The organism is Mesorhizobium sp. M2A.F.Ca.ET.039.01.1.1, from assembly GCF_003998035.1.
Classification (GTDB): Bacteria; Pseudomonadota; Alphaproteobacteria; order Rhizobiales; family Rhizobiaceae; genus Mesorhizobium.
This window is the reverse complement of record NZ_RZRY01000128.1, coordinates 1-12,248: the sequence shown is the minus strand read 5'-3', so window position 1 is coordinate 12,248 and position 12,248 is coordinate 1. Positions and strand designations below refer to the sequence as shown.

6 protein-coding genes and 3 pseudogenes are annotated in these 12,248 nt (G+C 59.2%); 8 read left to right on the top strand and 1 reads right to left on the bottom strand.

The genetic code is table 11. The features are described 5' to 3' along the window. Positions 1 to 138: 138 nt before the first annotated feature. Positions 139 to 355 (top strand): annotated as a pseudogene (locus tag EOA24_RS42985) (transposase); the annotation flags it as partial. 794 nt (positions 356 to 1,149) lie between these two features. Here EOA24_RS42985 and EOA24_RS12770 read toward each other — a convergent pair. Continuing rightward, on the bottom strand, positions 1,150 to 2,271 hold the full coding sequence (locus tag EOA24_RS12770; RefSeq protein ID WP_024505387.1) for a DUF418 domain-containing protein: 1,122 nt from the start codon (positions 2,269 to 2,271) through the stop codon (positions 1,150 to 1,152). A 754-nt stretch (positions 2,272 to 3,025) separates the two neighbouring features. Here EOA24_RS12770 and EOA24_RS12765 point away from each other — a divergent pair. The 7 genes and pseudogenes from EOA24_RS12765 to EOA24_RS12735 all read left to right on the top strand — a co-directional run. Beyond that, on the top strand, positions 3,026 to 3,484 hold the full coding sequence (locus EOA24_RS12765; protein WP_224570033.1) for a response regulator transcription factor: 459 nt from the start codon (positions 3,026 to 3,028) through the stop codon (positions 3,482 to 3,484). Between the two features lie 244 nt (positions 3,485 to 3,728). Next, positions 3,729 to 4,161, top strand: a pseudogene (locus EOA24_RS12760) (helix-turn-helix domain-containing protein); the annotation flags it as partial. Positions 4,162 to 4,780: 619 nt separating this feature from the next. Continuing rightward, positions 4,781 to 5,440, top strand: a complete 660-nt coding sequence (locus EOA24_RS12755; RefSeq protein WP_024505389.1) for a response regulator transcription factor — start codon at positions 4,781 to 4,783, stop codon at positions 5,438 to 5,440. Beyond that, positions 5,437 to 6,765, top strand: coding sequence for a HAMP domain-containing sensor histidine kinase (locus EOA24_RS12750; RefSeq protein ID WP_126063917.1), 1,329 nt, complete (start codon positions 5,437 to 5,439; stop codon positions 6,763 to 6,765). The genes EOA24_RS12755 and EOA24_RS12750 overlap by 4 nt, the downstream gene beginning before the upstream one ends. Before the next feature lie 1,933 nt (positions 6,766 to 8,698). Next, positions 8,699 to 10,003: pseudogene (locus EOA24_RS12745) on the top strand (pitrilysin family protein); the annotation flags it as partial. Between the two features lie 9 nt (positions 10,004 to 10,012). Continuing rightward, positions 10,013 to 11,278 (top strand): pitrilysin family protein, encoded by a 1,266-nt coding sequence (locus EOA24_RS12740; protein ID WP_236383468.1) that lies wholly within the window; start codon positions 10,013 to 10,015, stop codon positions 11,276 to 11,278. 412 nt (positions 11,279 to 11,690) lie between these two features. Then, positions 11,691 to 12,248, top strand: a 558-nt coding sequence (locus tag EOA24_RS12735; protein ID WP_127409841.1) for an aldehyde dehydrogenase family protein, incomplete at its 3' end; no start/stop codon positions are given.

The following is a 12,248-nucleotide window of genomic DNA, read 5'->3' as shown; positions in this document are numbered from 1 at the left end:
ACCTCGATTAGCTTCTGCCTGCTCCGAAGGGCGGTAGCCTGCTCTGAGGCGGGCCACTGTCGGGTTGAAAACCAACTGTCGGGTTCGGAACCCCAGATTGTCGGCAAGGTACGCGCCGCCCACTGGTTGGCCAAAGGGCACTGGCTCCTGATCCTGCCGCCATGCTCGCCCGATCTCAACCCGATCAAGACAGGTCTGCTCAAAACTCAAGGCGCGGCTGCGGAAGAAGGCGGCCAAAACTTTCGACGCTCTCTGCGGAACTCTCGGCGATATCTGCCAGCTGCTGGAGCCAAATCAAAAACCATTAATTGCGACAGGTGATTTTATGACATTCATTGCGAAGAGGCCAGAATGAACAGCGGAAGAGAGTAGCAGCTCTCTGGTCGCGGCGAGGTGGATCGTCGACACGATCGGCACCTGGCCCGTGCGGGGATCGCACCGCAGCCAGCACCAGAGCCAGACCTTGACCGCTTGCCTTGCTCAGGCGCCACAACAACGAGTGGCTGGAAGCAGATCCACGTGAACTCAGCGATATCGATCAGACGATGCTTACCCTCATGAAAGCCGATCCCGACGCTGTCCAGCGCCGCGAAATCCTGACCAGCATATGGCGCATCGGATGCCACCGCCTGCACACTCACCATCGACATGCCGGAACTCGGAACCAAAGGCCGCAAGCCTCGCCGGCCTCGGCAAAATGGAGCGGCCGCGCCTGGGCGGCCGGGCCAATGTTCGCCAGGCCCTCTACATGCCCGGCCCTTCGCCCTGCGCTTCAACCCCGACCTCAAGGCAAAATACCAGGCGCTAAAGGCGGCAGGCAAACCCGCAAAGGTCATCATCTTGTTGCGAAAGCTCCTCATCCTAGCAAACGCTCTCCTCAAGGCGCAGCGAAAATGGCCCCTAAAACCCTTGACCGAAACGGATACCTTAGCCTTTCAGGTGAGGCGGGCCGAGATAGACCAACCGCGGGTTTAACTTCGCGAGTTTAAGCTGATTATGCCGATGCAACTCTAGCGCCTGCGCGACCGTTTTAGCTTCCATCAACAAGGCGGCAGGGTGGGAGGAAGTACCCTCCCCTGCCGCGAACAAGCTTTGGACAAAGCCCCACCTTGTCCGTAATGTGATCGGGAGGCCGGGGCGCGGCGGTGCTCAGCGGATGTGACGCGCGAGATCTGCGACCCTACCCATCAGCACTTCCATCGGTCCTCGCTGGAAGACGCGCAGCCAAAGCACCGCAAAAGTGCTGATAACCACAACGAAGCCAAAGAGCGTGGACAGGCTCTCGTCTTTGAAAATGTTTATCTTCATAAGATAGGCTATTCCCGCAATGTGCAGCACATAGGCCGTCAAAGACATCGAGCCGACTGCGATTATTGGCCAGACCAGCTTTCGCAGACGCGGGAGCGCATCCACAGCGAGCATGCAAGCCGCCAAGATGATCATTGCGCAACCGGTGCTGCCCACGATCGAAAGCGTCGTTTCGCTATGAGGTGCGGCTATCCATGACGACTTGACTATAAATGACGACTTGGAAGGCTCAAAAGCGCCGTCAACGTCAGACCACCACAAGGAGGTTTCAGTCAAAGCGCGGGAACTCAGCGCGAGCAAGGATCCCCCATGGCCCAACACGGCCAGCGCGACCCCCGCCAGACCAAGGCGCCAATGCGCTGCTAGCGTATTAAGATTAAGGCGCGCGATGGCCATGCCAGCGATGAGGAAAGGAACCCAGGTCACCGCGGGATAGTAGCCGTTGACCATGAGGTTGAAGACCGGGTCGAGGAGGTTGGGGGCAACCGACAGAAGGGAGGAACGGACTTGCGGGAGAACTAATGCCGTAGCGGCAGCGATCAAGCCCAGCTGATATGCGCTGAGCCGATGGAGCGGCAATACCAACAAGAAGCAAATTCCGTAGTATTCTAGGATGACTTCGACCTGGGTACCGAGGCAGCCCAGGATTGAGCCAAGCGCGAGCAAAACAAGGGCACGAATTGCGACTCTGGCGATGGCCTGTCTACCGGCTATCCCCGACTTCGGCGCCTTGCGACCTGTAATCAGGAGGATTGAAAAACCGGCCAATACGGCAAACAGGGCCGACGGCCGCCCATGGGTTAGTTCCATCAGAAACCCGACTAGTCCTCCTTCGCCGGGGTCGGGACCGAGATGGGCGGCATACATCCCGAAGACAGCCAGGCCCCGAGCGAGGTCGATGCCGACCAGCCGATCTACTACCGACCCATTCCTAGCGTCGGCAACCGGTGCCTTCATTACCATGGTAGATTCCCTTGCTGGGTGTGTGGATCGCGGGAGCCGCGATAGGAGAGCCGGTCGGCTGCTGCCGTCGCCTCGTGAAAGGGTTCAAAACATCGCGCCATCTGGCGCATCGAGCCGGCGACAGAGCTGTTCAGCCATTAGCCTGGGGTAAGAACAACAGATCGGCTCACAAAGCCTGTGTCACGGACCTGAAAAGTGGTGTCGCGGAACCGTCGTTTTTTGCATGATGGCTAAGCCGAGAGATCCACTGCACCGACGAGAGACTCAGCGACGTTAGATATCCGATCAGTACGCCGCGGCTCCGCCGGTGACGATCACCCCGGGTGTCAAGGCCAGGGCGTAAACCTGCCATAATCTGTGGTAGTGCGCCCGCGACCAATCCGTTCGACAAAGCTCGGCGCATGGTCGAGCCAATCATATTCTTCCATGTGGCTGTTGCCTGAAAAACCGAAGACGCCGTTCGCTGGTCCAGCTGTTCCAGACCTCGGCCTGCGTCGGTCATTAGAACCGGCGCGCCTGTTTCCCAAATCAATTTGCTGATGCAGCCGCCGGGGGTCACATTGAGCAAAAGTGCCGAGGTCAGGACGGGTTTCATAGGGGCTCTTCGTTTGGCTTTGTTAACGACCCCTTTCTTGCAAGTTGTAGCTGACAGCAGCCTGAAAGCTCCCCAAATAATTCGCTGCCGCCGGTTCAGCCTATTGTCAGCTTCGACCAATAAGATGGGAGCCTTGCCCTCATACCGGAGCTCGGCAGCATGATGCGAATACTGCTCACTGAAGACGATAAGGACCTTGGAAGTGCTATGCACGATCATTTGGTGGCTGGTGGCCACGCGGTCGACTGGGCCAAGAACCTGTCCGAAGCGCGCGATTATGCAGCTGTGGTCGGCTACGACCTTATTTTGCTCGACGTTCACCTGCCGGACGGCAATGGGATCGACTATCTGCGGGAGCTGATCAAGGAACTTGAATCGGCACCGGTCATCATTCTGACAGCCTGCGATCGGATTTCGCATCGCATCGAGGGCTTCAACGCTGGAGCCGACGACTATTTGGTCAAGCCGTTCGATCTGGGGGAACTCTCAGCGCGTATCCATGCAGTGGCACGTCGCCATGGGCATTTTCCGGAGCCGCAATTTTCGGTTGGGACGCTTTCCATACAGGCAGCCGAGCGACGCCTCTTCCGCGACGGGCAGGAGGTCTACCTGACTTGACGCGGATGGGCGGTGCTCGACTACCGTCTGCCCCAGCCCTGCACGGTCGTTTCAAAAGGGAAGATCGTGGACGCGCTTTTCGGCAGACGGCGCTGATTCATACTCTAAAAGAAAATTCGGCTTCCAGTTGCCTTGGCCATGACTGCCCTTCCCGAAAGATGGGTGACAGTTCATTCCGGATAGATGGGTTACACTTTCGGCCCTTTGCAAGGAGAGCAAGGTGCCTTGGAAGGAGTGTAACGTCATGGAAGAGCGGCTGAAGTTCGTCGCCCGGCTGCTGGACGGCGAGAAGATGGCGGTGCTTTGCCGGGAGTTCGATATCTCGCGCAAGACCGGCTACAAGATCCTCACGCGCTACAACGACAGCGGCCTGGAGGGGCTGACGGACCGATCGCGGCGGCCCTATCGCCACGCCAATCAGCTTCCGTTTCAAATCGAGAAGCTGATTGTGCGCCTCAAGCAAGACAAGCCGACATGGGGTGCGCCGAAGATACGCGAGCGGCTGGCCCGGCTGTATCCGGATGTGCACCGGCCCGCGATCTCGACCGTGCATGCCGTGCTCGACCGCCGGCATGGTCGAGCGCCGCAAGCGCAGGCGCAACAGGGCGACGGGGACACCACTTTCAAACGGCTGTCGCCCTAACGATCTTTGGTGTGCCGACTACAAGGGCGAGTTCGGCAGAGAACACGGCCGGGACAGGGGATCACAAACACTTGACCGTTCCAGACCCTGGCAGTGGCGCATCGATTGACCGTTGGCTCTGTTCGTGGGCACCGAAAATAGGGCCTTCTTGGTCCTCGGCAGAGAATATGGCCCGGACGGGGGATAACAAACACTTGACCGTTCCAGACTCTGGCAGTGGCGCATCGATTGACCGTCGACTCTGTTCGCGAGCGCCGAAAATACGGACGACCCCTATGGTCAAAGTGCACTTCTGACCTGCTAGGCACTGTTCGATAACTGGAGGCACCCGCTACGGTGCCCTCGTATTTAAGACACCTGTCAGTTTCAAGCCTGGACATTGACGCGTGGCGCGGCTGCCATTCGTTGACCGCCACGTCGAATTGCCCGCCAACCAGTGTACAGCCGCCGGTGGTCACATTGAGCAAAAGTGCCGAGATCAGGAGGGGTTTCATAAGGCCTCTTCGTTTGGCTTTGTTAACGACCCCTTTCTTGCAATTGTAGCTGACAGCAGCCTGAAAGCCCCCAGATATTCGCTGGCGCCGGTTCAGCCTACTGTCAGCTTCGATCAATAAGGCAGGAGCCTTGCCCTCATACCGGAGCTCGGCAGCCTGATGCGAATACTGCTCATTGAAGACGACGACGACCTTAGAAGTGCTGTGCACGATCATTTGGTGGCTGGTGGCCACGCGGTCGACTGGGCCGAGGGCCTGTCCGGAGCGCGCGGTCATGCAGCTGTGGCCGGCTACGACGTTATTTTGCTCGACGTTCACCTGCCGGACGGCAATGGCATCGACTATCTGCGGGAGCTGATCAAGGGGCTTGATACAACGCCGGTCATCATTCTGACAGCCCGCGATCGGATTTCGCACCGCATCGAGGGGCTCAACGCTGGCGCCGACGACTATTTGGTCAAGCCGTTCGATCTGGGGGAACTCTCGGCACGCATCCGTGCAGTGGCACGTCGCCAAGGGCATTTTCCGGAGCCGCAATTTTCGGTTGGGACGCTTTCCATACAGGCAGCCGAGCGACGCCTCTTCCGCGACGGGCAGGAGGTCCACCTGTCTGGACGCGAATGGGCGGTGCTCGACTGCCTTCTACGCCGGCCCGGTTCGGTCGTTTCAAAGGGGAGGATCGAGCACGCGCTTTATTCATTCAATTCGGAGTTCGAGAGCAACACAGTGGAGGTTTATGTCAGCCGGCTCCGCAAGAAGATCGGCGGGGATAGAATAGCAACCGTGCGTGGCTCCGGATACAGGCTCGTGGTCACATGACGAACTCGAACAGCATGACGAGAAAGCTGATATCGTGGTTAGGCGGGGCAACGCTCCTGGTTTGGATCGCCGCCCCAACCATTGCTGCGTTCATTTTTTGCAATAATGTAAACGAAAGTTCGGATGACTTGCTCCAGGCGAGCGCAGAGTACAGAGAACCAGAGCTGATCAAGGTCTTGAATGGAAAACACGTTGATCAATACAATAACCACTTGCCAACTTATAAAAAGTACTGGACCTATCGTGAGCAGGTTATTAATAAGTACGGGGTAGTGCTTATTTCCGAACCGGAAGAGGGTCAGCAGCCCTTCCCTGATGCTCCCCTGAGTAACGGCTTTTGGGGAAACGCTGATTACCGCGTCTACACAGAGGAGATCCAAGACGGCGTGTATCATCAGTTGGCCGAACCGCTTGATGGCCGCCGTACCACAATCGCGAAGGGCGCACTTTTTGTCTTCCTTCCGACACTCGTGCTCCTGCCCTTTAGCTTAGCTGTTTGGTGGATCGTGATCCGGCGCTCGCTGCGGCCAATCGAGGTACTGCGACAGCAGATCGGATCGCGCGACGGCGGCAATCTGTCACCAATGGACTTGGGCGATTTCCCGGCAGAGTTGGCTCCAATCGCGGCATCCGTCAATCGGCTTCTCGATCGTCTGCGGGCGGCTCTCGAGGCCGAACGCGAGTTCGCCGCAAACAGTGCGCATGAACTGCGCACGCCGATCGCAGGTTCAATCGCTCAGATGCAGAGATTAGTGGCCGAGCTTCCCAATGGGTCGGCCAAAATGCGTGCGCGCGGCATCGAGCAAGCGCTGTCGAGCCTTGGCCGCCTTGTCGAAAAAGTGCTTCAGCTCGCTCAAGCCGAATCGGGGGTTGGCATGGCGGATCACGCGATCGATCTTGTCCGATCGGTTCGGCTGGAAATCGACGACCTGAGGAAAAAGCCGCAATATGCCGGACGCCTGCATCTTAACGTCGACGGCTGCACCACTTTGATGCGCAAAGTGGATGTCGATGCGTTTGGGATCCTCCTTCGTAACCTGATCGAGAATGCGCTGATACATGGACTGCCCACTGTTCCGACAACAGTTTCCGTCCAAACTGATGGAACCATCGCTATTGCAAACGCCGGACCGGTGGTGCCCCTCCCCGACCTCGAAGGGCTTACAAAGCGATTTAGTCGTGGTGCTACTCCTGCTGCGGGCTCAGGCCTTGGTCTACATATCGCTAACATGGTTATCCAGCGGATCGGTGGCAGTCTAGAGCTTGCGTCGCCCGCCCGCGGTCGCAATGATGGTTTCGAGGCGATCATACGAATTCCTCAATGACACCGGTGAATTCGACGACAGTTGGACACAGGGCGGATTGCTGGCAAGGCTGCTGACAGGGCGAACTGTACGGCAGTATGTATACGGCGTAGAAATCGTACTTCACACAACGCATTTCGGCCGCGGCAATCAATGCCGCTATCATCGTCTGAGCAGTTCGATCGAAGCGACACGACATGATCGGCAAAATCGAAGGCTCCGCCTCACCGCTCGCTCGATTTCGCCCGGGGAGAAAAAAGGCCATCCGAGAAAGTGCAAGCCGCCGCGCAAAGGCGACGTGTCCAATTGTCTGGGTGCCCCTGTGCGCCGGCCCGATCGGGTTGGCGGGGTCCAGTAAGGACCCGGACCAACCATTCCATTTAGACGACCGGCAGGTTTTAATCGGCGTCCGGATCGCCGTCCCAAAATGCCCCAAGTATACGGCTAGAAAGGCTGCCAACGATCGAGCTTTGGTCGGAGGCGTGCTTGTCAGCGTCTTGGGTGCTTGACCGGCCTTTGCAATGGCCATCGCCATCGCAAGTATCGTGCGTGGCCAGTGAGACCGCAATTTCATCAGCCTGGAGCCGACCGTATCGGTGCTTTTTTATGATTTAGGGATTTTTCGTTTTCCTCTTGGATCATCACGGGTTTGGAGAGGATCTGGTGTTAAGTGCCATTCGGAGCGCCGGCGAACCGCCCGAAATTAATGTGGTCGAGTGATGAAGCCTCCCGAATGCGTTAAACGAGACCCTTTATGGCGGCCCTGGCTGACAACAGTCTGAAAGCTGCAAGCGGCATGCGAAAATGGGGCGATCCTGAATGACGACAGATGCTATCAACATGAAAGAGGCTCGCCCTGAAAGCTGAGCACGCTTTATGCTCAGGCTGCTGACAAGGCCAAAGCAGCGTAAGTGCGTAGTGAAATCCAAGGTCCACATGGGTCGTCGCGCGTCCCATGCGCCTGGGAAGGCGCCGGCCCGGCCAAGCTTTCCCAGCTCGTCCGCATGATGCTTCGCTGAGCGTCAATGGACGTTGGCGCGAGACCAAGGCGTCGTGCGTTGCAATCCGGACGGTCCAGGGTATCAGGAGTTTCACGGCCTCGGCCCGCTTGGCTGGCCACAGTTGAAGCTCCAACGTACCGGCTGGCACCGGGAAATTGGGCTCTGCGCTGCCTCAACGCTGATGGCACGGTCAATGCTTGCCTACCGATGGGGCCGCCCATGCCGTGATGCTGTCGGTCGACGTTCGCAAACCAGACCCTCGCGAGACCCAGCGAAGGGGCTCGCCGGTACGACGAGGGACCTTACCTCTTTATGCGCGGCATCATTAGCCTTACACGTCGTCCCTCGCGCTCGGGTCTTTGTGGGGCGGATGAAGTCCTGATCGCGGTGGCACTGCTGCATGTTTGCGTAAGACCCATCCAGTCACGATCGCGCTGTCCTTCGATGTCGCGGTGCTGATAGGCGGGCAGATCGGTGTGCGCGGCGCCCGCCAAAGGATCGTCGTCACGCCGGAGGAGGCGAGCGTCATAGCCGGCGCGCCGGCGAAAGGCGCTTTCTGTCGGATGCCCGACAATGTCGGATATCGCAAGTATCAAGGTTGGATCAAACCTTGCGAATCGGGGCTTTCTTACTTGGCACGGGGCATGCTCAGGTATCCGCAAACACCCAATGGATAACGAGCAGACTTCCCATGGCCTCACCATGCCGAAAGTTTCCCGGACGCATCCAAAGATGAGGCTCGCGTCAGGCCCAGCAACACGCTGACGGCTCATGTGGCTCGGCGTCGCGTGCCGATCCACTTTCTCCCAATAGGCGTTCGGGAGACATAGATCCTTCAAAATGAGGAACAGATCACTTTGCCAGGAACGCAGCCCATAACCCCACTCTCCCTACCAGAACTACCAAGCAAGCCCCGCACTCATGGGCTTCGCAGGACGTCCGTTGCGTCCGAGTTGGTCGGCGCGGGGCCGGCTCCGATCCCCGTCGCATGGGAGGACGGCAAGGCGAGGGATTTCGTGCTCGACAACGGCATGGAGGTGGTCGTCATTCCCAACCACCGGGCGCCGATCGTCACCCACATGGTGTGGTACAAGATCGGCAGCGCCGACGAGCCGCCGGGCAAATCCGGCATCGCCCATTTCTTCGAGCATCTGATGTTCAAGGCGACGACCAACCATGCGGGCGGCGAATTCGACCGCGCAGTGTTCGAGATCGGCGGCTCCAACAACGCCTTCACCTCCTCCGACTACACCGCCTTCTATCAGACAGTGGCGCCGTCGGCGCTCGAGCTGATGATGAGCTTCGAGGCCGACCGAATGCGAAACCTCATCCTGACCGACGATGTCGTCAAGACCGAGCGCGATGTGGTCATCGAGGAGCGCCGCTCAAGCACCGACACCAACCCGCAGGACGTTCTCCATGAGGAGATCGACGCGACGCTGTGGCAGAACCACCCCTATCGCATCCCGATCATCGGCTGGATGCAGGAGATCGAGCAGCTGAACCGCGTCGACGCCACCGTCTTCTATGAAAAGTACTACTGGCCCAACAACTCCGTGCTGATCGTGGCCGGCGATGTCGAACCGGACACGGTGCGGGCGCTGGCCGAAAAGACCTATGGCAAGGTGGCGCGCGGACCTGACCTGCCGCCGCGCATCCGGCCGGTTGAGCCCGAGCAGAACACCAGGCGCACCGTCACGCTCTCAGACGCCCGCGTCAGCGTGCCCAGTTTTTCGACGCAGTGGGTGGTGCCGTCCTACCACACCGCCAAGCCGGGCGAGGCCGAAGCGCTCGACCTGCTGGCCGAAATTCTCGGCGGCGGTAACCGCGGCCGGCTCTACCAGGCGCTCGCTGTCCAGCAAGGTATCGCTTCCAGCGCCCGCGTCTATTTCCAGGGCACTGTGCTCGACGACACCAAGTTCGCCATCTATGGCGCACCGCGCGGCGATGCCAAGCTGGCTGATCTCGAAGCGGCGGCCGCTGCCGAAGTTGCCCGCATTGCCGAGGATGGTGTCAGCAACGAGGAACTAGGCAAGGCCAAGGACCACTATTTGCTCAATATGATCTTTGCGGAAGACAACCTGGACTGGCTCGCCAGCATCTACGGCTCGACGCTGGCCACCGGCGGTACCGTGAAGGATGTCGAGGAACGGCCGAATCGCATCCGCAAGGTTACCCCCGAGCAAATCAAAGCAGTTGCCGCCCGCTATCTCGCGTTCGACCGTTCGACCACGGGCTATCTCTTGCCCAAGACGGAGAATCAAGAGATGACGCTCGGCGCTCGGCCCCATGCTGCGATGAACATCCAGGAGGTGAAGTCCGAAAAGGGCATCATCGCCTGGCTGGTGGAGGACCACACAGTGGAAATCGTCAACATCGGCTTTGCCTTCAAGGGCGGCACCAAGCAGGACCCGGTCGGGAAGGAGGGGATGGCCAAACTGATGGCCGGCCTGTTCATCGAAGGCGCTGGCCATTACGACAGCGGTGCCTTCCAGGTGAAGCTCGACCATGCCGGCGCCGAAATGAGTTTGGACGCGCAAAGCGACGACATCTACGGATCGATGTGCATGCTTTCCAAAAAGCAGGACGCGGCGTTCGGCCTGCTTCGGCTCGCGCTGAACGCGCCGCGCTTCGAGCAGGGGCCGATCGATCGCGTCCGCGCCGAGATTGTCTCCCGCATCGTCGGCAGCGAGCGAGACCCTAACGCCATCGCTCAGCGCAAATGGCTGCGCGCGATCTATGGCGCGCATCCTTGTTCAAGGCCGGGAGAAGGCACAAAAGAGAGCCTCCCCGGCATCACGCCGTCCGACCTCCGCGCCTTCCACCAGGCCATTTTCGCTCGCGACGGGCTCCATATTGCCGTGGTGGGTGACATTGACGCGAACACGTTGAGGGAAAGGCTTGACCAGCTGTTTGGTGATTTGCCTGAGCAACAAACCCTCGTCCCCGTCTACGATGTCGCGCCGAAACTCGGTCAACTGGTGGAGGAGAACTACGACCTGCCGCAGACTTCGCTGACGTTGGCCTGGCCTGGCGTGAAGCCTAGCGCGCCGGATTTCTACGCGGCCGTGCTGCTGAACGACATCCTTGGCGGCTCATACTTGACTTCCCGCCTTTACGAGGAGGTACGTCAAAAACGCGGCCTTGCCTATCACGTCAGCTCTGAACTAACCCTTGACTCGCTTCTGGTTACGACAGAGACACGCTCGGACTGCGCTGCCCAAACACTGAGCATCGTGCGAGATGTGGTAAAGCAGATGGCGCAGCAAGGACCGACCGGGGCCGAGCTCAAGGCGGCGAAGAAGCACCTGATCGGCGCCTATGCCATCGACCAACTGGGCTCGACCCGCTCGATTGCAGACCGGCTCCTGGATTTGCAGATTCACAAGGCCGACGTCGACTACAACCAGCGTCGCGCCCGCAGCATCGGTCGGGTGACGCTCAAACAGGTCAAGGCGGCGGCCAAAAAGCTGCTTTCGGCCGAGCCCGCCATTTTGGTGGTCGGCCCGCCGCTGGGCGGCAAGGATGAGTAAAGAAACTCATCACACCTTCCTTCTTCATCGGGGCTTCTCGTGGGAAGAGCGTTGGAGGCCCGTGGGCCAAGCAGATCATGCAGACGCGCGGAGTCGTTTTCGCCGACCTTGCGCGGCATTGGCGGTCCGGCGGCCTCTCGCCGAAATGGCGCTCCTCAGCATGTATGCCGCCTTTTTGCAGAATTCAGTCGCACGCCACCAGCAGGCATGGTGGATGAAGCAAACATCCGACTGCTTAATCCATCAATTGATGAACCGCGGGCACTCAAACTAACGAAACTGCTGTCTTTTCATCGGGCTAGCGTGGTCTACCAGCTGCTTTGCCGAGGCCCTACGACGAACCCACTGGTGCAGAATACACACTGACGGCCCGTCGACCTGGATGTTCGCTGCGTTGAGGAGGAATCCGGTATTGCCCCTGTGCCTGCCGATGATCCGTCGCCTGAAATCCCCGCACCTGTTTGGAGCCATCGACCGCCTGCCGGCACTCGGCAGACCAGTTGGCAATAAGACGTTCGAGGTCGTCAATCCGTCGACCGGCGAAGTTTTGGCAGAGCTTCCCGATATGGGCGTGGAGGAGACACGTGCTGCGGTAGACAAGGCCTATGTTGCGCAGTCGGGATGGGCCGCGTTGACGGCCCGAGAACGTAGCGACGTTCTTTGGCGATGGCATCAGCTGATCATCGACCATGCAGGCGATCTCGCCGCGATTCTGACTGCGGAAATGGGCAAGCCGCTTGCCGAAGCCATTTCAGAGGTATCGCATGCGGCGGCGTATCTGCAATGGTATGCCGAAGAGGCCAATCGCGTCTATGGGGAGACGATCTCGGCACCCTCGACAGACCGCCGAATGCTAGTGATCAAGCAGCCCATCGGCGTTGTTGGCACGATCACGCCATGGAATTTCCCGGCCTCCATGGTGGCGCGCAAAATCTCGCCGGCCTTGGCTGCGGGCTGCACAATCGTGCTC

Coding starts and splice junctions, on each gene's coding strand:
- EOA24_RS12765 (WP_224570033.1), top strand. CDS start 3,026: ATGATGCGAATACTGCTCACTGAAGACGATAAGGACCTTGGAAGTGCT.
- EOA24_RS12770 (WP_024505387.1), bottom strand. CDS start 2,271: ATGGTAATGAAGGCACCGGTTGCCGACGCTAGGAATGGGTCGGTAGTA.
- EOA24_RS12740 (WP_236383468.1), top strand. CDS start 10,013: ATGACGCTCGGCGCTCGGCCCCATGCTGCGATGAACATCCAGGAGGTG.
- EOA24_RS12755 (WP_024505389.1), top strand. CDS start 4,781: ATGCGAATACTGCTCATTGAAGACGACGACGACCTTAGAAGTGCTGTG.
- EOA24_RS12750 (WP_126063917.1), top strand. CDS start 5,437: ATGACGAACTCGAACAGCATGACGAGAAAGCTGATATCGTGGTTAGGC.